Below are 22,161 nucleotides of genomic sequence, written 5' to 3' on the forward strand. Positions count from 1 at the left end.
GAAAGATGGCAACTAATACTATGACATTTGCTCATGGTGTTCAGATGGCGGAATATAAAGAGCTAACAGAAAATAGCAGCCTTAAAACAGCTGCTATTCCAAAGCTTGTAACAATTCCACTAACTCAACACATAGGCGCACCTAGTAAGTGCATTGTCAATAAGAAAGATGAAGTTGCTGTAGGAGATTTGATTGCTAGTGCAGTTGGTAACTTCTCAGCAAACATACATTCCTCAGTGGCAGGCATTGTAAAAGACATAGTCGACATACAATCAGCCTCAGGTAAAAATACCAAGGCAGTAATAATTGACACTGAAGGCTTCGATCAAGAAAAAACTTACCTTGAATCTGAAAACGTAAACTTAAGCAAGGAAGAGATCGTAGCAAAGATTAAGGAAGCTGGAATAGTTGGTATGGGTGGAGCAGCCTTTCCTGCCCACATTAAATATTCACCAAACAAACCAGTAGATACCGTAATTGTAAATGGTGCAGAGTGTGAACCTTTTATCACCTGTGATGACTACATAATGAAAAATTATCCCCTACATATAATAAAGGGTTTAATTCAACTACTTAAGGCAGTGGATGCCAAAAAAGGTTTTATAGCCATAGAAGATAATAAACCAAAGGCTTACGAAACAATGACAAAGGCCCTAGAAGAATTTGCGAAATCTAACAAATTCGAAGGCACTATTGAAGTAGTAAAGCTTAAGACCAAATATCCACAAGGTGATGAAAAAAGACTTATAAATGCAATCCTAGATAGGGAAGTACCATCAGGTGGACTTCCAATGGATGTAGGAGCAATTGTATCAAATATTTCTACTGTAAATGCAATTTATGAAGCGCTTTTCATGGGTAAACCTCTATATGAAAGAATCCTAACTGTTACAGGCTCATCAGTCAAAAACCCAACAAACATGAAGGTAAGACTTGGTGTAAGCTTTGGTGAGCTTCTAGAAGAAGCTGGCGGTTCAGATGATGTAGCTAAGGTTATAAATGGTGGACCAATGTGTGGTATAGCTCAACCAGACCTCACAAAACCAGTGGAAAAAGCTACTAACTGTATCCTAGTTTTAGATAGCAAGGAAGCCTTCATCGAAGAAGCAGATCCTTGTATAAGATGTGGAAGATGTGTAAGCGTATGTCCAGTATTCTTGCTACCAAACTACATCCACAAACACGCTCTAGACGGTAGATTTGAAAAGGCAGACCAAGAGGGAGCTCTTGATTGTATAGAATGCGGTTCATGCTCATTTGTGTGTCCTGCAAGAAGACCTTTAGTAGAAGCTATCAAATTTGCTAAGAGACAAATAAGACAGGCAGGAAAATAGGGGGAATTATGGAAAATAATAAACAATTATTAGTAACTGCTTCTCCACACCTTAGAAGTAAAAGAACAGTAGCAAATGACATGCTTGATGTTATTATTGCACTTATTCCTGCAGGAGCTGTCGGAATTTACTACTTTGGTTACAGGGCCCTAGTATTAATACTAGCATCAGTAATAGCCTGTGTTTTATCAGAAGCAGCCTTTAATAAATTAACAAAAAGAAAAAATACAATCAAAGATTTATCAGCAGTTGTAACAGGTATTTTATTAGCCTACAACGTACCATTTACCTTACCAGTTTGGCAAATAGTGATAGGTTCAATGTTTGCTATAATCGTTGCAAAGATGTTCTATGGCGGAATTGGTCAAAACATTGTAAACCCAGCTCTTGCAGCAAGAGCCTTCCTAATGGCTTCTTGGTCAGATACAATGACAAACTTTGTGCCAACAGAAAGAGTTGCAACTCTAAAAACTATAAGCGATGTATCAATGGTTTCTCAAGCAACACCATTATCAGATCCAAAAGCTTACAGTCTAATGGATTTATTTATCGGACACATTCCAGGATGTATTGGTGAGATTAGTGCTATAGCCTTATTAATTGGCGCAGGATACTTACTATTTAGAAAAGTAATCCATATAAGAATCCCACTTACATATATAGTGACAACAACAGTCCTACTTGCAATATTTGGCAAGGGTTTTGATCTTAATTATCTACTAAGTCAAATCTTATCAGGTGGTCTAATCCTTGGTGCCTTCTTTATGGCAACAGATTATACTACAGCCCCAATCACTCCTAAGGGACAAATAGTATTTGCCTTTGGTTGTGGTTTCTTAACAGCTGTTATAAGACTATGGGGTGGATATCCAGAGGGTGTATCTTACTCAATCCTACTAATGAACCTCTTAGTACCTGTTATTGAAAAATACACAAGAGATAGGATTTTTGGTAAAGCAAAAGCTAAAAAAGGAGGGGAAAATGAATAAGAGTATTAAATTAGGTATAAAATTACTATTAATAACATCAGTAACTGCCCTAGCCCTTGCTTTTACAAATAATATGACTTCTCCAATCATAGAAGCTCGTAAACAAGAAGAGCTAAAAGAATCCCTTGCTATAGTTTATAAAGCAGATTCCTATGAGCCAGTAGAAGTAGCAGATAAGCCAGACACCATCCAAGAAGTATACAAGGCAAAAGGAGAAAGTGGCGATGGATATGTATTCCAAATCCAATCTCCAGGCGGTTACGGCGGCGATATACAATTCTTAATTGGTGTTGATAGTGACCATAATATAACAGGATTTGCTCCACTAAGCCATTCAGAGTCAGCAGGCTTTGGTAAACAGATGGAAGAAGATTTCTTCAAAGAAGGAATGGTCGGAGTAAATATGGACAGCGAAGTTAAGGCATCAGCCTCAGGTGGGGAAAATGAAATAGTCGGCTTGTCAGGAGCTACAATTTCTACTAATACTATCCTTAGAGGTATAAACGATGCAAGAGAAGTTCTCTCTAAATTAGAATAGGAGCTATCATGGCAAAAGAAAATAAAAAAGAAAAGGTAAATTTTGGTAAAATATTTACCGATGGAATCATAAAAAACAACCCTGTCCTTGTACAGATGGTTGGTATGTGTTCTGTACTAGCCATATCTTCAACCTTAACTAATGCTGTAGGTATGGGAGTGTCAGTAACCTTCGTACTTGTAATGAGTAACTTAGTTATATCCTTATTACGTAACTTCATATCAGATGAAATAAGGATACCTTCTTTCATCGTAGTTATAGCAGGCTTTGTAACTATTGTTCAAATGCTAATAAAGGCCTATGCACCAGCCCTTGATCAGTCTTTGGGTATCTTTATACCACTAATAGTAGTAAACTGTATCATCCTTGCTCGTGCAGAAGGATTTGCATCACAAAATGGCCCAATCGCATCAATAGTAGATGGTATCAGCCAAGGTATAGGCTATACTATAGCTATATCAATACTTGCCTTCTTCAGAGAATTACTAGGAGCAGGCACACTTTTTGGAATAGGAATCATACCAGAAGAATACACTATAGGATTTATGCTTCAACCAGCATCATCATTTATAGTACTTGGAATGATTTATGCAGCCTTCCATGCGATTACAAATAGAAAGAAAGCTAAATAGGAGTTATCATGCTAGTAGAATTATTTAAAATCATAATAGCAACTATATTTGTATCAAACTACGTACTTGGACAATTCTTAGGTATTTGTCCAACCCTAGGTGTTACAAGTAAGGTTGAGACTGCTAGAGGAATGGGTTTTGCGGTAATATTTGTAATAGTACTTGCAACAATTATAACTTGGTTTATCCAATATTACATATTAGAGGCCTTTAATGTACAATACCTACAAACAGTAGTATTTATCTTGGTTATAGCAACTCTAGTTCAATCAGTAGAAACAGTAATGAAAAAATCAATGCCTGCCCTTTATGGAGCTTTGGGTGTTTATCTACCACTAATCACAACCAACTGTGTGGTTCTTGGTGTAGCAATCAAAACAATAGACTTATCTTATAACTTAGTAGAAGCAACAGTATATGCCTTTGCATCATCAATAGGATTTATGCTAGCAATCATGATCCTAGCTTACCTAAGAGAAAAGACAGAATATAACAACGTTCCTGAGTCATTTAAGGGAGCCCCACTCTCTTTAATAACCCTAGGTCTAATGGCTATAGCCTTCATGGGCTTTGCAGGTTTAGCATAGGAGGAAGCGATGAATTTATTATTACCAATGGCAATACTAGCCGTAATGGGCTTTGTATTTGCGATAGCTTTAGGATTTATCTCAGATAAATTCCACGTAGAAAAATCAGTCAAAGAAGCAGCAGTTAGGGATGCCCTACCAGGTGCTAACTGTGGTGCATGCGGTTATCCTGGCTGTGATGGACTTGCAGCAGCCATAGCAAAAGGCGAAGCAGAAGTAAATGCCTGTGCTATAGGCGGACCAAACACTACAGCAGCAGTAGCAGCTGCAATGGGTGTAGAAGCTACAGCATCAGACGATAGAAAGGTAGCTATAGTAAAATGTAATGGTACTACAGAAGCTGCTAAGGATAAATTTGCTTACCAAGGTCTAGAGGACTGTAGGGCGCAAATTGCTTTATTTGGCGGTAAAAAAGCTTGTAACTATGGATGTATAGGATGTGGCACTTGTGAAAAAACCTGCCCATTTGATGCAATACATATAGTAGATGGAGTAGCCTTAGTTAATAGAGAAAAATGTGTAGCTTGTGGCAAGTGCGTAGACGTATGTCCAAAAAATATAATCGAGCTTATACCATTTTCACAAAAACAAGTAGTCCTATGTTCATCTCATGACAAGGGCAAAGATGCAAGAGCAAACTGCTCTAATTCATGTATAGGTTGTACAATTTGTGCAAAAACCTACCCTGAAGCATTTGCAATGGATAACTTCCTATCAAAAGAAGTTCACGGTAATGACTTTGATATGGAACTATTAAAGACAGCATGTGAAAAATGCCCAAATAAATGTATAACAATAAATGAATAAAAACGAAGCCTGTGGCAACTATTTTGATAAAGTTAATTCCTACATAGGAAAATATTAATTTATATAACTACAAAGCATTCTTATACTTTATCAAAATTGGAAGCCCTGGGCTTCTTTTTTTATCTTAAATTTTACATATAAATTCCTAGTTTTATAGGCTAAAAGGCATATAATATTATAATTGAGTAAAATTAAAATTTATATAGAGGGGATATATAGATGAAGATAAAAAAAGGTGATATAATCGTAATAGTCGGACTTCTGTGCCTGTCTTTAGGATTTAATTTTTTGATATATAAAGAAAGCCAAAAGTATGACGGTGATATATTAGTAGTAGAACAAGATGGCAAGATAATAGAAAGACTTCCTTTAGAAAAGGATGGAGAGTATGTAGCCAGATACGGTGGCCATTATAATAAGATTGAGATAAAAGATGGTAAGGCTAAGGTTGTTGAGGCTGATTGTCTTGATCAAATTTGTACCCATATGCATGCAATCTCAAAAGAAGGCGAGACAATAATTTGTCTACCTCACAGGCTCTTTCTCGAGGTAGAAGAAAGCGATAAAAAAGGCCAAGAGGAAGAAAAAATAGATAAGGTGGTAAGATAATGAACATTAAAAAGTTAACTAATATGGCTCTTCTCTTAGCCCTTGCCCTAGTGATATCAGTTGTGGAATTACAAATCCCAATGCCAGTTCCTATTCCAGGTGCAAAACTTGGACTTTCTAATATAATAATACTAGTGAGTCTTTATTTTTATGGATTTAAGGCAAGTCTTACAATATCCTTACTAAAATCCTTTATGCTGGTTTTAATAACAGGAGCAGTTTCTGCTTTCTTTTATTCAGCTGCTGGGGCCATTCTAGCATCAATTGCCATGGTTCTTGCCCTTAAATTTCATGATAAACTATTTTCTTTTATTGGTGTAAGTGAAATTGGTGCCTTTGCCCACAATCTTGGACAGATAATAGTATCTGTTGTAGTTATGGAGAATATAAAGATGTTTTATTATTTACCACTCCTTGTATTTGTTGGCACCTTTACCGGATTTTTTGTAGGCCTTTCATCCAATTTTATAATAAAGCATATGAAAAAACTAGATATTGGAGAAAAGCTTAAGTGAAACAAACTATAAAGCAGATGAAAGAATCTGATAGGCCCAGAGAGAAGTTAATAAACTATGGCTATGGAGCTCTGACAAATACAGAGCTTTTGGCCATAATTTTACAAACAGGGACAAGTGAGAAAAACGCAATAGAACTTGCTGAAGAAATCCTTGATTCCTTCTCAACAGAAGACCTTCTAGAAATAGGAGTATCTGATCTTAGAAAGATTAAGGGGATAAAGGATGCTAAGGCTACAAAGGTAATAGCGAGCCTTCAGCTTGGTAAGAGGCTTAAGGAAGAATATCTAAACAAGAAATATGACAAAATTACATCTAATGAAGATGTCTACCAGATGTTTAGAAATAAACTTGCCATGGAAGATAGGGAACATTTTTACATAGTTTTATTGAATAATAAAAATATGGTTATAGCAAATGAATTAATATCTATAGGTGACTTAAATTCATCAATAGTAAATCCTAGAGAAGTTTTTAAGAAGGCAATCAAAAAGAGTGCCAAGTCTATAATATTAGTGCACAATCACCCATCAGGTAATCCAGACCCGTCTAAGGCTGATATAATGGTTACTAGAAGACTCATAGATGCTGGAGAAATACTTGATATAAATGTACTTGACCACATTATAATTGGTCATACTGATTATGTATCTTTAAAAAGAGATAATTATATATAGGAGAATATTATGAAATTAAAGTTGATTGCTACAGATTTTGCCATAGACCTTGGTACTAGCAATATTTTAGTTTATAAAAAAGGCGAGGGTTTAATAATAAACGAACCATCAAGCTTAGTGCTTGACGAAAACTACCAAAAAGTCGAAGCGGTAGGCCAAGAGGCAAAGGATATGCTAGGCAAGACCCACAAAAATATACAGGTAGTAAAGCCAATTAAAAATGGAGTTATAACAGATTTTAACCTTACAGAAGCTATGCTCAATTACTTTTTTGGAAAAGTAAATGAAGGTTTTAGCTTTATACAGCCAAAGGTTGTAATAGTGGTACCTTCTGGCATTACAGATATACAAAAAAGAGCGGTGGAAGATGCAGCTCTCCATGCAGGTAGCAGGGATATAATACTTGTAGATGAGTCCTTAGCTTGTGCGTATGGTATGAACCTATCACCTGAAGAATCTAAGGGGATTCTACTGATAAATATGGGAGCTGGTACAAGCCAGGTAGCTGTAATTTCCCTAAATGGAATAGTTACATCAAAAACCATAAATAAAGGGGGAGACTACCTAGATGAAAAGATAGTTTCATATTTTAGAGATAATAAAAATCTTGAAATAGGTAAAAATACAGCTGAAAAAGTAAAAATAGCCCTAGCAAGCCTAAAGGTAAAAGATGCCAATATGGAAATGGCGGTTGATGGTAGAGATTTTACAGATTCTAAGCCTAAAACTGAGATTATTAAATCAAATGAGCTAGTTTCAACAATATTGCCATTTGCAGATGAGATATGTGATATGGTATTTGAAGTTTTAGAAAAAACACCACCAGAAATTTCAGCAGACATAAAGAAAAACGGTTTTGCTTTATCAGGTTCCCTATCACAACTATCAGGTATGGCAGAATACATTGAAAAGAAAACTGGACTTAAATCTTACCACTCAGAAGACCCAAGCACAGATGCTATCCTAGGGGCAGGTATGATTTTGGAAAATCCAGAAAAATATTTGAAATATCGTAAGTAGGTTTTTATGGCATATAAAAGAGTAAAAAAAGAAAAAGCACCATTTGTAATAACCATAGTTAGTTTATTAATAGTGATTTTGATTTCAAGTCAAGTGGATGGGCTATCTAAAACAGGTTCAAACATAGCAAACACTCTTCTAAAACCAATAGAAAGTGTGACTTATTCTATCTCATCTGCTATAATAGATCAGCTTGAAAGAACAATTGGATCAAGAGAAACTAGGGCAGAAGTCTTAAGACTAGAAGCGGAAAATAGAGCTTTAGTTATGGAAAATGCAAGATATGCAACAGCCATAAATAGAAGTGAATTCCTAAAAGATGAAGCTGCTGCCACAAAGGGAACAGACAATAAGTATATTAAAGCAAAGCTAATTAATACAGATGTAAATTCCATGACCACTCACTTTACTATAGATAAGGGTAAGGTCGATGGAATTGAGAAAAATGATATCATTCTCCAAGCTGTAGGAGATAGCAAGTTTTATACAGGCCTTGTAGGCAAGGTAACAGAAGTTTATCAAACAACAGCCAGAGTAGAAACAATAAACTCAAGTCAAAATGACGTATCTTTCGTAAATGCAAATTCGGGAGATTATGGTGTAATTGATAGGTTTGATAAAAATACCATTCAAGGCTATATGTTAGATATAGAAAGCAAGATAGAAGAAAAAGATATACTCCTAACAAGTGGTTTAGGTGGAATATATCCTTATGGAATCTATGTAGGAAGGGTAGCGACAGTTACCATGACACAAGATTCTTTGAGAAAAAATATTACAATAAATTCACCAGTTGATTTTTCACATCTTTATAGGGTTTTGGTCCTAAAAAGTTCAAACAATTATAATTTAGATGAAAAGCCAAAAAGTGAACAACCTAAGCAAAAGGAAGGAGAAATTCATGAATAAATTTAAAAGCTTTATAATTTTATTTATAACCTTCATTTTGCAAACATCTATATTTGCCAAAATTGATATATTAGGAGCAAATGTAAATATTATAATCCCAGCAGTAATAGCCCTATCCCAAGTCTTGCCAGGTAAGACTGGTCGAGCAGGAGGATTAGTAGTTGGTATAATAGAAGATTTTCTATTTACCCAGTTAGTTGGTGTACGAGCTTTATCTTATTACCTAATAGGTCTTTTTGCAGGAGGACATATAGTAAAGGTATCAAAGGATAAGACTAAAGGCTTTATTATTTGCTTAATAGCAACCCTATTTAATTTCTTGCTTGTAAATGGTATATATTATATCTTTGGCAAGTCAATCTTATCAATAACAGATTATTTAGGAATTGAGATACTTGTAGAAGCAATCCTAAACTCCCTAGTGTATCTGATTTATTATTATTTGATAAAGAAAATAATGTATATACCAACTTATAGGATTTAGAGGATAATATGCGCGATAAAAAAGAGAATAGACTTATTTTTATTCAAGTAATAGTTGTTCTCCTAATGTTAATAATTGGAGTTAGGCTTTTTAATGTAATGGTCTCAAAGGGGGACTATTATAGAGACCTATCTGATAATAGGAAGGTAAAGGAAGTCGATGAATTAGCAAGTAGGGGAAATATCTACGATAGAAATGGAAAGCTTCTAGCAAGCTCAATTCCATCTTTTACCATAAAGCTATATAAAGATGAGCTAATGGCTGTAGATGATGATAAGAGGCAAAGTCTCATATCAGATTTAGTAGATATACTTGAAGAAGATGGAGTCAATTATACAGAAGATTTCAACATAAAATTAAATACTTTCAAATATAAAGACTTTAAAGATTACTTTAGCCAAAAAGAAATGCCAATAGAAAAAGTAGTCGATACAATTATAGATAATGACTTAGTATCTGACTTTCTATTCTCCTTTTATGAAAAAGATGGAATGAAGTATGAAACAGCAAATACAGCCATCCTTGCTCTTAAAAAGAGGGGGATAGATATACCAGCCCATGCAAATCAGGTAAATGGCAATCTTAAGCTAGAATATAAGAAAAATTATGAGAAAAAGCTTGCTTCTATAGGATTTACAAAAGATGATGAGCCTACAGATGTAATCTTAGAATCAGTAGGAAATGATAGATCAGTTCTTTTATCAATACTACAAAACTCTCATGCAAGGCTATTAGCATATAAGCTTCTAGAAGATAATAATTTATTAGGAAAGCTTACCATGGATGAATACGCCATAAAAGCTGATCAGGACTTGATAGAGAAAAAAGCGAGATTGCACAAGGTCTTTGATAAGATAAATCTTAAGTCAACGCCAGCTAATGACTTTTATGAAATAGTTAAAAATGCTACAATAAGTGATGTTTTAACATCAGCTATGGTAGATGATAAGGGAGCTTATGTAATCCCAGCCAATATGCTAATTGAACAGCTAGAAAATAAGGGGATATATGCGAACTTTGAGACAGAAGTTATCACTGAATCAAAAGATGATAAGAACCAATATTCAGTAGACTTGAGATTTAGGAATCCTCAAGCGGGTTCTGCAGTAGACGAACTTGCAAGACTTGCTGATGAAAATGGTTTGTTAAAGCCGCTTCTTTTGTCAGAATATGTGAAATACATGGCACAAAATGCCAATACTAAAAATAATATTTATCCAAACATAGATATCACAGAAGATGATCCAGAAGATTGGTCCTATACCTTTACTACAGATAAAAAAGATTTTTACACCTACTATGCAAATAAGGATAAGACAAATTCTACAAAAGAAACAGTAGATATCCTTATGAAGGAGAAAAATGGCCAACAAATCTTAAAATACCTTAAAAAGGTTACAAATCTTGAATCTTATAATGATGTTGAGGCTGTTGGAATACTTACAATTGATAACACCTTAAATCGCCAAGGGAACTTTGGTTATAGACCTATAAATATAGTCTACAACCTAGATGAATCAACAGTTCTAAAAATAGAAGAAAAAATAGATTCTGCTTCAGGGATAGTTGTAGAAACCATGCCAATAAGGTCCTACCCAAATAGGAATCTTGCAAGCCATATACTAGGTTACATGGGACCAATAGCCACACCTGAGGAAGTAGATAAGTATGTAAAAGAGAGAAATTATCTTAGAGATGAGATAATTGGTAAGACTGGTATTGAAGAATCTTACCAAGACAACCTTAAGGGTAAAAACGGTAGGTCACTTGTAACAGTCGATTCAGCTGGTAACAGGCGCAAATTAATATCTCAAACAAAGTCTGAACCAGGCGATGATGTTTACCTATCAATAGATGCCAAGCTTCAGAAACAAGCCGAAGATTCTCTAAAAGGGGTCCTAGAAGCATTGAGAGAAACAGGATTTTATGAGTCAGAATATGGTTCATTTAGACCGTTTAAGATGGCTCCTCATGCAGAAAGTGGTGCTGTAGTAGTATCTGATGTTAAAACTGGTGAAGTTTTAGCAATGGCTTCATATCCAAACTATGACCCAAACCTATTTTCAACAGGTATATCTCAATCAGACTGGGAAGGGCTCCAAGTAGAAGAAAGTGATGGGCCGCTTGCTCCAAGACCAATGCTAAATATAGCAACCCAAACAGCAGTGATGCCAGGTTCAACCTTTAAGCTAGTAACAGCCCTAGCAGCCCTAGAAAAGGGTCTAGATCCACTTGCAGTTAATAACTGTCACGGCTTCATGGAAATAGGGAATAGAAGATTTTCATGCCTAATCTACACAGAAAGTGGTACAACTCATGGAGAAGAAAATCTCTATGGTGCTATAAGAGATTCTTGTAACTACTATTTCTACACCCTAGCCTTAGGAGAAAACCCAGAAGATGGAGACTCCTTAGGAACCAAACTTGAGCTAAATGATATAAGACTTGCTGCAGAAATGCTCGGACTTGATAAGGAAACAGGTATTGAAATCAATATACCTAAGGAAGCTAAGGGCAATGTTCCTTCAATTGGCAAAAAAGTAGAAGTAACTAAGCTAATGCTTAAAGATTATCTTGATAAAAATCTAACTCTTTTCATAAAAGAAGGAGTTAAAAAGACTAAAGATGAGTATGAACAAGATATAAAGGATATAGTCAAATTTACTGACAATCCTAAAGAATGGTCAAGAAAAGCCATAATAGATTTCTTCGATGAAAGAGGCTATGATCCTCTTATCATGCCAGAAGGCCAAAGAGCAGGTCTTGCTGATACTATAAAATATACCTATTTAAACCAAGCAGTATGGGATATAACAGATATGTTAAATATAGTAATAGGCCAGGGACAAAACTCCTACACACCAATCCAGATGAATAGGGCTATAGCAACTATAACAAACGGGGGCTATCTAAATAAACTTACCCTAATTAACAAGATTAAAAACCACGATTCAGGCGAAGTCCTTTTTGAAAATGTACCTCATAGTGATAAAATAGATATCAAAGATCCAAAATATTTAGAAGATATCAAATACGGAACACTTCTAGTAAGTCAAAATAATGCTGTTTTAAACCAACTACCGGTAGATATTGGTATAAAAACAGGTACAGCAGAAGTAGAAGGTCAAAACCCAGATGGTACAGACTATGATACCTATGCATGGATGGTAGGCTTTGCTCCATATGATAATCCAGAGATAGCTATATCTATAGTTCTAACCCAAGGTGATACTTCTTATAATGCATCACCAATAATGAGAGATATAATAGCAAGGTACTTTGACCTAAACGTAGAAATGATAAATGCAGAACCAACTGAAAATGATATTAGAAATCTCGGTGAATCTGCAAATGGGCAAAATTAACAAAGGATGTTTTTATGAAAATATATTTAATAAATGGGGAAAATAATATAGGGAAGACAGATTTTGCTGTAAATCTTTCTGAAAGACTAGCCCAAAATGAAAAAGTCCTACTCACATCATTTTTTAGAGATGAAAAGCAAAATTTGGAAGACTTTTTTGGCAAAGATGGGATGATAAGCTATGATATAGCTGATTATTTCTTAGGCTTTGCCGGTCTTGATAGGGTCATAGTAAATGAAAATTCTAACCTAGGCTTTATAATCCCGCCACTCTTAGAAGATAAATATGATTTTAAGGTAGAAGATGTTTATACTTTAATAGATATATTAGATAGTGATATAGTAATTATCGATAATCTAGACCTAGATATTAAAGGAGCAGTAAAAATAGACATAATATCAGAAAAAGATATAGATAAGGACTTAAATTCTAATTATTTCTTTATAAACAAGGCCTCACAAGATTTTGATATAAGAAATTATAAGGATAAAATCGATAGCAAAAATTCTAAATTTCTTGGAGTCGTAAAGGAAAATGAATTTTTCAAAACTGTTATAGATAATCTCATAGCAGACAAGGAAGAAGAAATACCAAGTCTTGGATTTTTTGAAAAACTAAAAATGATATTTGCAAAATGAAATATATTTATATAGACCCAAAAGAAAAAATAATAATTAGACAAGAAGATAAGAGAGTTATGGAAGTCATTTTCTATGACTCTCTTCTTAATAATATCTATAGGGGAAAAGTTGTAAATAAAATTGATAGCCTCTCTTCATATTTCGTACAAATAAGTGATAATGAAAATTTATTTTTGAAATCAAGTCTGTCTTATGCCATAGGAGATAATGTAATCATAGAATATGTTAGAGAGCCGGCTAATGGCAAGCTAGGTCTCGCCAGTGAAAATTTCTCTTTAGAAAATGAATCTTATAAGATAAAAAGATATCCAATAAAGGCAAAGGCAAAACGTAAGTCTGGAAAGAAAAAAGATGATATATTATTTGAAGAATTAAATAATAAGAAAGCCTGGCTAATTAATGAAGAAAAATTTTTTCCAAGCCCTAAACTCCTCATAGAAAATTCTAAGAAAGACTCTTATATTAAAAAATATAAGGATTACGAAATTAAAGAAATAGACATCAAAAATTCACAAGTCTTTAATAATTTGATAAAAGATATAAGTAATAATAAATTAAATTATAAAGACTTATCGATTATTATAGATGAACTAGAGACCCTTACTGTAATTGATGTAAATACAGGAAGCCGAAAGTCTAAAATGCAAAAAGAAGATTTTTTATTAGGTATAAATCTAGAGCTAATAGACTTTATAGCCTATAATCTTAAATTAAGAAACATAGGAGGTATGTGTCTGATAGACTTTTTAAGAGTTCATGATAAGGAAAAAATTACAGCAGAGATGCAAAAAGCCATAGAAAAATACCAAATTGAAGCCGAAATATTTGGATTTACACAGATGGGCCTATTTGAAATTTCTATAAAAAGAAGAGGAGATAGTCTAAAAACATCCTTAAGAAAGAGAAAGTTAATTTCCTAAGGCAAATTTTTGGACTAGATCCTCTTTTTGCTTTTTATTTAATTTTTTAAGCCTTGCTTCAAGCTTAAGACCGATAGATTTGCTATCAACTCTTCTGTAGAATACAAGACTAACAGGTAGCCTTGCTCTAGTATACTTTGCTCCCTTTCCAGAATTGTGGACCTTAATCCTGTTTTTAAGATCATTAGTATAACCTGTATATAGGCTATCATCAGCACATCTTAGAATATAAACAAAATGCATTACTTAAATCTTTCATCAAGGACCTTATTAATTATATCGATATCAAAGCCCTTGCCAGCCAAATGCCTAAAGACCTTTTGCCTATTTTCAAAAGAAAAATCATCCTTAATCTTTTTATCAGCAAAAAAACTAGCCTTTTCATATTCTCTTTGATCATCCACAAGGCCAATGTATTCCTCTATAAGATAATCATCTACGTGTTTGGTTTTTAACATATAAGAAATCTTATTTCGAGACCATCTTGAAATCTCATCCTTATCAGTGATGTAAGCTTTGACATAAGCTGCATCATCTAAAAACCCGTAAGAATCGAGAAAAGCAACAACCTTATCGATAACTTCATTAGAAAATTTCTTCTCAGCTAACTTCTTTTTGATTTCATAAGTAGATTTTTGTGAATAAGAAATCTTAGACAAGGCAAAATTCTTGGCCCTGTTATACTCATCATTGGCCAAGATTATTTTATAGGTATCAAAGTCTAATTCCTCATCTTTTTCTAGGTTAAGCTCATAATAAAGATCATAATCAACAAAGAATTTCTCATTAGAAATGCTAAGCCTAATTAAATTATATTTTTCTGAATACTCAATATTTTCTATAATCATTGCATAGACAATATAGCGTTATAAACAAGGGGAGCAATCATAGCTATAGCGATAACAATAGCAAATAATTTTAAAATAAATTTTCTTGTATTTTTCATAATTCACCTCTCTTGATATTCTACTTCAAAAGATAGAAAAATAAAATAAGGAAAAAATTTGCATTATTTTTAAAAACGTGGTATTATATTATTTGTCAGTAAGAAAGCTTTAGAGCTTATGAGATAAAGATTAAATAAAAATCTTAAAAAATATTTGACAAAGTAAATAAAAAGTTGTATACTGTAATAGTCAGTGAGACATTAGTAGAGAACAACTTAGCGTGGTGGGTATGGTCCAGTTGGTTACGACACCTGGTTGTGGCCCAGGAGAGCGTGAGTTCGAATCTCACTACTCACCCCATGCGGGATTGGCGGAATTGGCAGACGCGCTAGACTTAGGATCTAGTGAGAATTTCTCGTGAAGGTTCGACTCCTTTATCCCGCACCAAGCTTCAGACGTTAGAAATAACGTCTTTTTTTGTACCCATATTTTAATTTACTAATAAAAGATGACTTTTTATTATATTTATGATAAAATATACATATAAACTTATTTTCAAATATTTTGCAAAAAATCGTTTTTGCTCTTTTAATTTTTGCTAAAATAGTTTATACTTTATATAAGCTAGGAGGAATATTTTGCAAGATTTTAAAAGAATTGTATTAAAGTTAAGTGGAGAAGCTTTATCTGGCAAGGCTGGTTTTGGCTTTGATGATGAAGTTATTGATAACATTTGTACTAATATTAAGACTTTATCCCTAAGAGGAATTGAGGTTGCCATTGTTGTTGGCGGAGGTAATTTCTGGAGGGGTAGGTCTGGCACAAATATCGACAGGGCAAGTTCTGATAATATCGGCATGCTTGGCACTGTTATGAATGGACTAAGAATTCAAGGTACCCTAGAAGAGATGGGACTTGATACTAGGCTTATGACTGCTATTTCTATGACTGAGGTTGCAGAACCTTATATAAGAAGAAGGGCTATCAGACACCTTGAGAAAGGTAGAATTGTAATTTTCTCTGCTGGTACTGGTCTCCCATATTTTTCAACTGATACTACAGCAAGCCTTAGGGCACTAGAGATTGGTGCTGATGTTATTCTTTTAGGTAAAACTGGTACTGATGGCATATATGATAAGGATCCAAATGTCTATGATGATGCTGTTAAATTTGATAAGCTTACCTATAAGGAGATCCTACAAAGACAGCTTAAGATTATGGATACAACTGCTACATCTTTGTGTATGGATAATGATATGCCACTTATAGTATTTAATATAGATGACCCATCAAACATGGTCAAAGTATTTGAAGATCAAGATTTAGGTACAAGAGTAAAGGAGAGTTTTTAATATGCTATATGAGCAAATAAGACAAGATGCCGAGAAGGGCATGAAAGCAGGAGTAGATTCTTTTGAAAGAAGAATTTCAACTATTAAGGCTGGTAGAGCAACTGAGGCTGTTCTTGATGGAATTACGTTTTCTTATTACGGCACAGAAACTCCTATTAACCAAGCCGCAACAGTTTCAATTCCAGAAGCTAGACTTCTTGTTATAAAACCATGGGATAAGACTAATATTGCCCCAATCGAAAAGGCGATTTTAAAGTCAAATATTGGTATAACACCACAAAATGATGGTGAAATTATTAGATTACCTTTCCCTGCTCTTACAGAAGAAAGAAGAAAAGAATATACAAAAGAAGTTGATGCCTATGCAGAAGATGCAAAGATTGCTATAAGAAATAAAAGGCGTGACTCTATGGATGAAATCAAAAAGAGCGAAAAGTCTGGAGATGTAACTGAAGATGATAGGTACACTCTAGAAGATGAAATTCAAAAAATCACAGATAAATATATTAAGTCAATCGAAGATATCGCAAAGAAGAAAAACCAAGAGTTGATGAACGTATAGGTGAAAAGAGTCAATTTAAATAAAATAAAGGACCTATTGAATAAGGACATAAGCCCAAGGAAAATTTCTCCTAGGCTTATGTTCTTATTTTTAAAGCAATTATCCTTGTTATTAAATTCAGGTATATCACTTTTTGATAGTTTGAAGGTGATCAAGACTCAAAATCTCGATAAGAGATTAAATATAGCTTTAGATATTGTAATTAAAAATCTAAATCTAGGCAAAAGTCCTTACGAATCTTTCCTTATGGCAGAAAAATACTTTACACCTATTGTAATTGCTTCAGTTAAGTCATCAGATAAGACTGGCAGACTTTCTTCAATTCTTGATGATTTATCAGAATTTATATACGAAGATAGTAAAAATAGAGAAAGCATAAAGGAAGCCTTGGCTTATCCCGTTATAGTCCTAGTTGTGACTATCTTAATGGTGGGACTCATTTTAGAATATGTCATGCCTACTTTTGTGAGCGTTTTTGAGGGAGCTGATATGAAGCTGCCATTTATTACTAGATTTTTAATAGAATTTTCAGGCTTTTTATCAAATAATTTCATTTTCATTATTTTGATTCTATGCTTACTTATCTTTATTGTTTTGTTTTTTAGGACAGATAAAACTAAAAAAATAAAAATGGATAAATTTGTATTTAAATATGGAATTTTTTCTAAGATAAGGAGATTGAATCTTGAATATCAATTAACTTCTCTATTTTACATATTAAGAACTGGGGGAATTGATCCAATTTTATCTTTTGAAATTATTGGAGATTCATTTTCTAATTCTTACCTTAAAGAAGTTTTTTCTCAAATTAGAAGTGATATTGATAGGGGCTTAGGCCAGGCCCAAGCCTTGATGAGAGCTGATCTTTTCTCACCTCTTTTGTTATCAATGTTTATGATTGGTGAAAAGACTGGCAAACTTGATGAGATTTTAAAAAGATCAAAGGATTATTTTGCAAGTGAGTATATATTCAGGACCAAAAGACTTGCAAGGCTTGCAGAGCCAGTTCTAATTATTATAATGAGTATAATTGTTTTTGTAGTTGTTATAGCGGTTGCGCTTCCTATGTTTGATGCAGTAAATATTGGAGTATAAGATGAGAAATAAGAAGAAAAAGGGATTCACATTAATTGAATTAATAATTGTAATAGCTATACTAGGAATTTTGGCTGCAATAGCTATTCCTAGATATAACAAGTCTAAGATAAAAGCAGCAGAAACTGCCGATCAAGCTAATATTGAGATGCTAAAATCGGCAGCCCAGCTTAAGGCACTTGATGCAGGTGAGACAGGAAAATTTCAATGGGATAATGGAACTAATAAAGTAGACGCTTTAAAGTATTTAGAGAAATGGCCAGTAGTTCCAAAAGGCATAAACAAGACAGGTGATTATAAAGTTGTCTATGATAATGGACATTTGATTATTTATCGTGGTGATGAGTCTGTATATGATTCAGAAAATTAAGATATGATAAAAATATTAATTTTTGCTTTAGGAGCTTGTCTAGGCTCTTTTATCTCCGCCTTGATGGATAGAAGGAGGCTTGGCATGTCAATCATTAGTCCGCCAAGCTTCTGTGAATCTTGCGGTCAAAGAATAAGGCCCTATGACCTAGTTCCAATAATTTCTTTTATAATATTAAGGGGTAGATGCAGGTTTTGTAAGGACAAGATTTCTATCAAAACCTTTTTAATAGAAATTCTAGGCAGCCTATCCTTTATATTTGCCTTTAATATTTATGGAGGTACAAGAGCTCTTATTCTTGGTATAGGCCTTATCACAAGCCTTCTGATAGCCTTAACAGACCATTCCTATTTGGAGATATATGATATAGATTGCTACGTCCTAATTGGTCTTGGTTTTCTATATAGGTTAATATACATTGAATATGATTTTGAATTTTTTAAGATTTCTCTTATATTTGTTTTGGTATTTTTATTAATTAGATATTTATCAAAGGGAGGCTTAGGTGATGGAGATTTGTTTTATTACCTGGGCTTATTTTTATTTTTAGATACTAGCATAATAATTAAATTTATCTTAATATCTTTATGGATAGGGGCGATTTTTGCTATTATAAAATCCATAAAGATAAAAAGCCTAAAGGGAGAGATTCCCCTATGTCCATCAATTTTGCTTGCTTTTGCTCTTGTGTTAATTTTAGGATGAAACTATGAAAAAAGCCTTTACCTTATTAGAATTGATAATAGTACTTGCAATAATTAGTATAGTCATTGCCATTCCGATGATGAAAATATCTCTTATCGAAGATAGGGCGGCTGATATTGAGGTGGAAAATTTTATTAATGATTATAACTTGGCAAGAAAAAAAGCCATGGCTATAGGTATTCCATATTATCTTGATTTAAGGAAAGATTTTTATTATCTGAATACTACTCATAGTGATGAGACCACTATAAACGATCCAAAATCCAAGGCCTTTAAACATATAAGCTATACCTATTCAGATACTGTAATTGAATTTAAGCCAGATGGTTATGCGAGTACTCTTAAAAACGGCACATACGAGCTGGTATTTATCAATAATAAAAGCAAAAAAATTAGAAAATTTACCATAAGCGCACTGACAGGATATTTAAATGAAAAGTAAAGCCTTTAGCCTAATAGAAATAATTGTATCACTTATGATTTTAAGTCTTATAGCCTTATTTGTATTTCCTTCAGCTAGGAATAATATGCAAATCTCAGAGAAAATAAAAGATAAGGCCCAAGTGACATTTGCCCTTCAAGCAGGACTAGAGCTTGGTAAGGATATAGCAAGGAAAAATAAGAATGTAGATAAGCTAGAAAATGAAGTCCAAATTGGAGATTATAAGATAAAAATCTCAATAGGTCCTTATAAAAACTCAGGACTTAAGTCAGATAGATACATAAAAGTAAAGGCATCTTTTGGGAATGATAGCTTAGAAGTAATAGAGGTTATAGATGAAGAAAGCCTTTAGTCTTTTAGAATTGATAATAAGCCTTGCTATAATCTCAATCTTAGTCGTTATTTTATCATCTTTTTTCAAGGTAAACTTCAATATTCTTTCATCATCCATTACTAGAGAGGCCGAGTATAAGGAAGCATGTACCGCCATGCTTTATGTTGATACTAATATCAGAAGGTCAAAAAAGATTGAAACTAGGGATAATGAAGTGTGTAATTTTTATTTTTATAAGACAAACATGGATGGTATAGATTCAAAATGCTATTTTTATCGTGACAATAAATTTCTGAAAATTAATAGAGATAACCTGTCAACAGATGCTTCTGGCAGAGATAATAATATAGCTAAAATAAAAGAGATAAAGTTGGTTTTGGATGAGGATAGTAAGCTAATTAGGGTTTATATAAGAAGTTTAAGAGGAAATTTTAACTTTGAAACAGCCATTGATGTGGGAGATAAGCTATGAAAAAAGCCTTTATTAGTATATATGTGCTTATAATATTATTATTACTTGCCCTAAGTGTCAGTTTTATAGCAGGACAAAATCAAGTGGATACAGAATTATCAAATAATATTAGTGATAAAAAACAAAGTTTATTTGATGCAGAAAGTTTTGCAAATGTACTTATAGAAGAATTAAGTCTTGATAAAAACCTTGAACCAAACTCATTAAAAGGAGTGCTATATTTAAAATCTGATATTGAAATCTACCAATCTGAGGATGAAAATAATTTACAGTTCAATTTAAAATCAAAGTACAAAAATACAATAAGCAGAGCCCTAATAAAATATAAGTATGATGAAAAAGATAAATTCATTCTTATAAATAAGCGAATTTATTAATATTGCTAAAGTAACATTTAAGGTATAATGTAGGTAAATAGAAGAAAAATATTGGAGGAAAAATGAAAGTATTAGTAATTAATTGTGGTTCTTCATCACTAAAATATCAATTATTCAACATGGAAAATGAAGAAGTAATGGTAAAAGGCCTAGTAGAAAGAATTGGTATCGAAGGTTCAAAACTTATCCAAGAAAAGGGTGATGACGAATATATAATAGAAGAAGCTATGAAAGATCACACAGAAGCTGTTGCTCATGTATTTGATGCTCTAGTTGATAAAGACAACGGTGTCATAGCAGACCTTTCAGAAATTGACGCAGTAGGCCACAGATTTGTACACGGTGGCGAAAAAATCACTAAATCTGCCTTAATAGATAAAGAAGTAAGAGATGCTATAGAAGAATATACAAAATTTGCACCACTTCATAACCCAGCTAACCTAATGGGACTTGAAGCTTGTGAAAAATTACTTCCAAACGTTAAAAACGTAGCAGTATTTGATACAGCTTTCCACCAAACAATGCCTGCAAAAACTTATTTATATGGTATAGACTACAAATATTACGAAGAAGAAGCTATAAGAAAATACGGCTTCCACGGCACAAGCCACAACTTTATTACTAATAAAGCAGCAGAAGTACTTGGCAAAGATGTAAATGATTTAAATATCATTTCAGCCCACCTTGGTAATGGTTCATCAATTTGTGCTGTTAAAAATGGTAAATCATTTGATACATCAATGGGACTTACTCCACTTGAAGGACTTGTAATGGGTACAAGATCTGGTGATATAGATCCAGCTGCTGTAACCTACATCATGAAAAAAGAAAATCTTTCTCCAGAAGAAATGGAAAATGTCCTAAATAAAAAGTCAGGTGTTCTAGGAGTATCAGGTGTATCATCAGACTTTAGAGACCTAGAAAATGCTGCAAATGAAGGCAATGAAAGAGCCAAAGCTGCCCTAGAAATGTTTGCTACAAGAGTAAAAAGATATATAGCAGGCTATATGGCAGAAGTAGGCGCTTGTGATGCTATAGTATTTACAGGTGGTATCGGCGAAAACTCAATTTCTATGAGAGAAGATATCATGGAAGGCTTTGAATTATTTGGTATTAAAATAGACAAAGAAAAGAACAACGTACGTGGTGGTTGCCATGTAGTATCTACAGATGATTCTAAAGTTAAGGTTATGGTAATAGCTACAAACGAAGAATTAATGATAGCAAGAGATACAAAATCTCTCGTAGAAGCTTGACAAGCAAAGTTTTAGCTTATATAATATAAAGGATTGCTAAAACTGATAAGAGGAGGTGTCATAGATGGCAGTACCAAAAAGAAGAACATCAAAAACAAGAAAAAATAAAAGAAGAGCCTCAGCTTATACTTTGAACAGATCAAACTATGTTGAGTGTCCAAATTGCCACGAAATGAAGCTACCACACAGAGTTTGCCCATCCTGTGGAGAGTACAAAGGCGTAGCAGTAGTTGAAGAAAATTAATTTTTAAAAGAGGTGATGTTGCAGAATAGTTAAATCTA

At 33.5% G+C, this 22,161-nt stretch carries 28 protein-coding genes and 2 tRNA genes; 28 read left to right on the forward strand and 2 right to left on the reverse strand.

Going from position 1 to position 22,161, the window contains the following annotated elements; translation table 11 throughout:
* Positions 1 to 5 precede the first annotated feature (5 nt).
* The 15 genes from rsxC to ACCQ42_RS06265 all read left to right on the forward strand — a co-directional run bounded on the left by rsxC (position 6) and on the right by ACCQ42_RS06265 (position 14,027).
* Positions 6 to 1,334, forward strand: a complete 1,329-nt coding sequence (gene rsxC, locus ACCQ42_RS06195; RefSeq protein WP_265213936.1) for an electron transport complex subunit RsxC — start codon at positions 6 to 8, stop codon at positions 1,332 to 1,334.
* Positions 1,335 to 1,342: 8 nt separating this feature from the next.
* Positions 1,343 to 2,323: an RnfABCDGE type electron transport complex subunit D gene (locus ACCQ42_RS06200; protein WP_311531310.1), complete on the forward strand. Its 981-nt coding sequence runs from the start codon at positions 1,343 to 1,345 to the stop codon at positions 2,321 to 2,323.
* Positions 2,316 to 2,861, forward strand: a complete 546-nt coding sequence (locus tag ACCQ42_RS06205) for an FMN-binding protein (RefSeq protein ID WP_106460031.1) — start codon at positions 2,316 to 2,318, stop codon at positions 2,859 to 2,861. Before ACCQ42_RS06200 ends, ACCQ42_RS06205 begins: the two co-directional genes overlap by 8 nt.
* Positions 2,862 to 2,869: 8 nt before the next feature.
* Positions 2,870 to 3,493 (forward strand): electron transport complex subunit RsxE, encoded by a 624-nt coding sequence (gene rsxE, locus ACCQ42_RS06210; RefSeq protein WP_265213930.1) that lies wholly within the window; start codon positions 2,870 to 2,872, stop codon positions 3,491 to 3,493.
* An 8-nt stretch (positions 3,494 to 3,501) separates the two neighbouring features.
* Positions 3,502 to 4,080, forward strand: a complete 579-nt coding sequence (locus ACCQ42_RS06215; protein WP_106460033.1) for an electron transport complex protein RnfA — start codon at positions 3,502 to 3,504, stop codon at positions 4,078 to 4,080.
* A 9-nt stretch (positions 4,081 to 4,089) separates the two neighbouring features.
* Positions 4,090 to 4,887, forward strand: coding sequence for an RnfABCDGE type electron transport complex subunit B (locus ACCQ42_RS06220; RefSeq protein WP_410035679.1), 798 nt, complete (start codon positions 4,090 to 4,092; stop codon positions 4,885 to 4,887).
* Between the two features lie 219 nt (positions 4,888 to 5,106).
* Positions 5,107 to 5,496, forward strand: coding sequence for a NusG domain II-containing protein (locus ACCQ42_RS06225; RefSeq protein WP_410035680.1), 390 nt, complete (start codon positions 5,107 to 5,109; stop codon positions 5,494 to 5,496).
* The gene (locus ACCQ42_RS06230; RefSeq protein ID WP_410035681.1) at positions 5,496 to 6,011 is read left to right on the forward strand and encodes a Gx transporter family protein; all 516 of its coding nucleotides are present in this window, start codon (positions 5,496 to 5,498) and stop codon (positions 6,009 to 6,011) included. Before ACCQ42_RS06225 ends, ACCQ42_RS06230 begins: the two co-directional genes overlap by 1 nt.
* Entirely contained in the window at positions 6,008 to 6,688 is a 681-nt protein-coding gene (gene radC / locus ACCQ42_RS06235) for a RadC family protein (protein ID WP_265236887.1), read from the forward strand. Before ACCQ42_RS06230 ends, radC begins: the two co-directional genes overlap by 4 nt.
* A gap of 9 nt (positions 6,689 to 6,697) precedes the next feature.
* The gene (gene mreB, locus ACCQ42_RS06240) at positions 6,698 to 7,708 is read left to right on the forward strand and encodes a rod shape-determining protein (RefSeq protein WP_410035682.1); all 1,011 of its coding nucleotides are present in this window, start codon (positions 6,698 to 6,700) and stop codon (positions 7,706 to 7,708) included.
* Positions 7,709 to 7,714: 6 nt separating this feature from the next.
* Positions 7,715 to 8,617 (forward strand): rod shape-determining protein MreC, encoded by a 903-nt coding sequence (gene mreC, locus ACCQ42_RS06245; RefSeq protein WP_410035683.1) that lies wholly within the window; start codon positions 7,715 to 7,717, stop codon positions 8,615 to 8,617.
* On the forward strand, positions 8,610 to 9,101 hold the full coding sequence (gene mreD, locus ACCQ42_RS06250) for a rod shape-determining protein MreD (RefSeq protein ID WP_106460040.1): 492 nt from the start codon (positions 8,610 to 8,612) through the stop codon (positions 9,099 to 9,101). The genes mreC and mreD overlap by 8 nt, the downstream gene beginning before the upstream one ends.
* A gap of 8 nt (positions 9,102 to 9,109) precedes the next feature.
* Complete coding sequence (locus ACCQ42_RS06255) at positions 9,110 to 12,466, forward strand: penicillin-binding transpeptidase domain-containing protein (RefSeq protein WP_106460041.1); 3,357 nt, start codon at positions 9,110 to 9,112, stop codon at positions 12,464 to 12,466.
* 14 nt (positions 12,467 to 12,480) lie between these two features.
* Complete coding sequence (locus ACCQ42_RS06260; protein ID WP_106460042.1) at positions 12,481 to 13,104, forward strand: hypothetical protein; 624 nt, start codon at positions 12,481 to 12,483, stop codon at positions 13,102 to 13,104.
* Entirely contained in the window at positions 13,101 to 14,027 is a 927-nt protein-coding gene (locus ACCQ42_RS06265; RefSeq protein WP_106460043.1) for a ribonuclease E/G, read from the forward strand. Before ACCQ42_RS06260 ends, ACCQ42_RS06265 begins: the two co-directional genes overlap by 4 nt.
* Here ACCQ42_RS06265 and ACCQ42_RS06270 read toward each other — a convergent pair.
* On the reverse strand, positions 14,016 to 14,270 hold the full coding sequence (locus ACCQ42_RS06270; protein ID WP_106460044.1) for a GIY-YIG nuclease family protein: 255 nt from the start codon (positions 14,268 to 14,270) through the stop codon (positions 14,016 to 14,018). The genes ACCQ42_RS06265 and ACCQ42_RS06270 overlap by 12 nt on opposite strands.
* Positions 14,270 to 14,875, reverse strand: a complete 606-nt coding sequence (locus ACCQ42_RS06275; protein ID WP_106460045.1) for a regulatory protein RecX — start codon at positions 14,873 to 14,875, stop codon at positions 14,270 to 14,272. Before ACCQ42_RS06275 ends, ACCQ42_RS06270 begins: the two co-directional genes overlap by 1 nt.
* Positions 14,876 to 15,197: 322 nt before the next feature.
* Between ACCQ42_RS06275 and ACCQ42_RS06280 the strand changes: the two genes are divergently transcribed.
* The 13 genes from ACCQ42_RS06280 (at position 15,198) to rpmF (ending at position 22,123) form a co-directional block, all read left to right on the forward strand.
* A tRNA-His gene (locus tag ACCQ42_RS06280) sits at positions 15,198 to 15,274 on the forward strand.
* A gap of 1 nt (position 15,275) precedes the next feature.
* Positions 15,276 to 15,361: transfer RNA gene (locus ACCQ42_RS06285), tRNA-Leu, on the forward strand.
* Positions 15,362 to 15,552: 191 nt separating this feature from the next.
* Positions 15,553 to 16,266, forward strand: a complete 714-nt coding sequence (gene pyrH, locus ACCQ42_RS06290; protein ID WP_410035684.1) for a UMP kinase — start codon at positions 15,553 to 15,555, stop codon at positions 16,264 to 16,266.
* A gap of 1 nt (position 16,267) precedes the next feature.
* Entirely contained in the window at positions 16,268 to 16,828 is a 561-nt protein-coding gene (gene frr, locus ACCQ42_RS06295) for a ribosome recycling factor (protein WP_410035685.1), read from the forward strand.
* Between the two features lie 78 nt (positions 16,829 to 16,906).
* A complete protein-coding gene (locus ACCQ42_RS06300) occupies positions 16,907 to 17,923 on the forward strand; it encodes a type II secretion system F family protein (protein ID WP_410035686.1) in 1,017 nt (338 codons plus the stop codon).
* Position 17,924: 1 nt separating this feature from the next.
* On the forward strand, positions 17,925 to 18,293 hold the full coding sequence (locus ACCQ42_RS06305; RefSeq protein WP_410035687.1) for a type II secretion system protein: 369 nt from the start codon (positions 17,925 to 17,927) through the stop codon (positions 18,291 to 18,293).
* 3 nt (positions 18,294 to 18,296) lie between these two features.
* Entirely contained in the window at positions 18,297 to 18,998 is a 702-nt protein-coding gene (locus ACCQ42_RS06310) for a prepilin peptidase (protein ID WP_410035688.1), read from the forward strand.
* Between the two features lie 4 nt (positions 18,999 to 19,002).
* Entirely contained in the window at positions 19,003 to 19,440 is a 438-nt protein-coding gene (locus ACCQ42_RS06315; protein ID WP_265236745.1) for a type II secretion system protein, read from the forward strand.
* Positions 19,430 to 19,792: a type II secretion system protein gene (locus ACCQ42_RS06320; protein ID WP_410035689.1), complete on the forward strand. Its 363-nt coding sequence runs from the start codon at positions 19,430 to 19,432 to the stop codon at positions 19,790 to 19,792. The genes ACCQ42_RS06315 and ACCQ42_RS06320 overlap by 11 nt, the downstream gene beginning before the upstream one ends.
* On the forward strand, positions 19,776 to 20,246 hold the full coding sequence (locus ACCQ42_RS06325; RefSeq protein ID WP_410035690.1) for a prepilin-type N-terminal cleavage/methylation domain-containing protein: 471 nt from the start codon (positions 19,776 to 19,778) through the stop codon (positions 20,244 to 20,246). The genes ACCQ42_RS06320 and ACCQ42_RS06325 overlap by 17 nt, the downstream gene beginning before the upstream one ends.
* Positions 20,243 to 20,623: a hypothetical protein gene (locus ACCQ42_RS06330; protein ID WP_410035691.1), complete on the forward strand. Its 381-nt coding sequence runs from the start codon at positions 20,243 to 20,245 to the stop codon at positions 20,621 to 20,623. The genes ACCQ42_RS06325 and ACCQ42_RS06330 overlap by 4 nt, the downstream gene beginning before the upstream one ends.
* A 62-nt stretch (positions 20,624 to 20,685) precedes the next feature.
* A complete protein-coding gene (locus ACCQ42_RS06335) occupies positions 20,686 to 21,879 on the forward strand; it encodes an acetate/propionate family kinase (protein ID WP_106460055.1) in 1,194 nt (397 codons plus the stop codon).
* 64 nt (positions 21,880 to 21,943) lie between these two features.
* Entirely contained in the window at positions 21,944 to 22,123 is a 180-nt protein-coding gene (gene rpmF, locus ACCQ42_RS06340; protein ID WP_106460056.1) for a 50S ribosomal protein L32, read from the forward strand.
* The last annotated feature ends 38 nt before the right edge of the window (positions 22,124 to 22,161 follow it).

This window comes from Anaerococcus kampingae (genome assembly GCF_046365475.1).
GTDB lineage: Bacteria > Bacillota > Clostridia > Tissierellales > Peptoniphilaceae > Anaerococcus > Anaerococcus kampingae.

What these genes read in the sequence shown, in the direction of transcription:
- rsxE (WP_265213930.1), top strand. Translation starts at nt 2,870, where the DNA reads ATGGCAAAAGAAAATAAAAAAGAAAAGGTAAATTTTGGTAAAATATTT.
- ACCQ42_RS06200 (WP_311531310.1), top strand. Translation starts at nt 1,343, where the DNA reads ATGGAAAATAATAAACAATTATTAGTAACTGCTTCTCCACACCTTAGA.
- ACCQ42_RS06330 (WP_410035691.1), top strand. Translation starts at nt 20,243, where the DNA reads ATGAAAAAAGCCTTTATTAGTATATATGTGCTTATAATATTATTATTA.
- ACCQ42_RS06315 (WP_265236745.1), top strand. Translation starts at nt 19,003, where the DNA reads ATGAAAAAAGCCTTTACCTTATTAGAATTGATAATAGTACTTGCAATA.
- mreC (WP_410035683.1), top strand. Translation starts at nt 7,715, where the DNA reads ATGGCATATAAAAGAGTAAAAAAAGAAAAAGCACCATTTGTAATAACC.
- ACCQ42_RS06260 (WP_106460042.1), top strand. Translation starts at nt 12,481, where the DNA reads ATGAAAATATATTTAATAAATGGGGAAAATAATATAGGGAAGACAGAT.
- ACCQ42_RS06230 (WP_410035681.1), top strand. Translation starts at nt 5,496, where the DNA reads ATGAACATTAAAAAGTTAACTAATATGGCTCTTCTCTTAGCCCTTGCC.
- ACCQ42_RS06255 (WP_106460041.1), top strand. Translation starts at nt 9,110, where the DNA reads ATGCGCGATAAAAAAGAGAATAGACTTATTTTTATTCAAGTAATAGTT.
- mreD (WP_106460040.1), top strand. Translation starts at nt 8,610, where the DNA reads ATGAATAAATTTAAAAGCTTTATAATTTTATTTATAACCTTCATTTTG.
- rsxC (WP_265213936.1), top strand. Translation starts at nt 6, where the DNA reads ATGGCAACTAATACTATGACATTTGCTCATGGTGTTCAGATGGCGGAA.
- ACCQ42_RS06335 (WP_106460055.1), top strand. Translation starts at nt 20,686, where the DNA reads ATGAAAGTATTAGTAATTAATTGTGGTTCTTCATCACTAAAATATCAA.
- ACCQ42_RS06310 (WP_410035688.1), top strand. Translation starts at nt 18,297, where the DNA reads ATGATAAAAATATTAATTTTTGCTTTAGGAGCTTGTCTAGGCTCTTTT.
- ACCQ42_RS06205 (WP_106460031.1), top strand. Translation starts at nt 2,316, where the DNA reads ATGAATAAGAGTATTAAATTAGGTATAAAATTACTATTAATAACATCA.
- ACCQ42_RS06305 (WP_410035687.1), top strand. Translation starts at nt 17,925, where the DNA reads ATGAGAAATAAGAAGAAAAAGGGATTCACATTAATTGAATTAATAATT.
- rpmF (WP_106460056.1), top strand. Translation starts at nt 21,944, where the DNA reads ATGGCAGTACCAAAAAGAAGAACATCAAAAACAAGAAAAAATAAAAGA.
- mreB (WP_410035682.1), top strand. Translation starts at nt 6,698, where the DNA reads ATGAAATTAAAGTTGATTGCTACAGATTTTGCCATAGACCTTGGTACT.
- ACCQ42_RS06215 (WP_106460033.1), top strand. Translation starts at nt 3,502, where the DNA reads ATGCTAGTAGAATTATTTAAAATCATAATAGCAACTATATTTGTATCA.
- ACCQ42_RS06265 (WP_106460043.1), top strand. Translation starts at nt 13,101, where the DNA reads ATGAAATATATTTATATAGACCCAAAAGAAAAAATAATAATTAGACAA.
- ACCQ42_RS06225 (WP_410035680.1), top strand. Translation starts at nt 5,107, where the DNA reads ATGAAGATAAAAAAAGGTGATATAATCGTAATAGTCGGACTTCTGTGC.
- ACCQ42_RS06320 (WP_410035689.1), top strand. Translation starts at nt 19,430, where the DNA reads ATGAAAAGTAAAGCCTTTAGCCTAATAGAAATAATTGTATCACTTATG.
- frr (WP_410035685.1), top strand. Translation starts at nt 16,268, where the DNA reads ATGCTATATGAGCAAATAAGACAAGATGCCGAGAAGGGCATGAAAGCA.
- ACCQ42_RS06270 (WP_106460044.1), bottom strand. Translation starts at nt 14,270, where the DNA reads ATGCATTTTGTTTATATTCTAAGATGTGCTGATGATAGCCTATATACA.
- ACCQ42_RS06220 (WP_410035679.1), top strand. Translation starts at nt 4,090, where the DNA reads ATGAATTTATTATTACCAATGGCAATACTAGCCGTAATGGGCTTTGTA.
- ACCQ42_RS06300 (WP_410035686.1), top strand. Translation starts at nt 16,907, where the DNA reads ATGTTCTTATTTTTAAAGCAATTATCCTTGTTATTAAATTCAGGTATA.
- ACCQ42_RS06275 (WP_106460045.1), bottom strand. Translation starts at nt 14,875, where the DNA reads ATGATTATAGAAAATATTGAGTATTCAGAAAAATATAATTTAATTAGG.
- ACCQ42_RS06325 (WP_410035690.1), top strand. Translation starts at nt 19,776, where the DNA reads ATGAAGAAAGCCTTTAGTCTTTTAGAATTGATAATAAGCCTTGCTATA.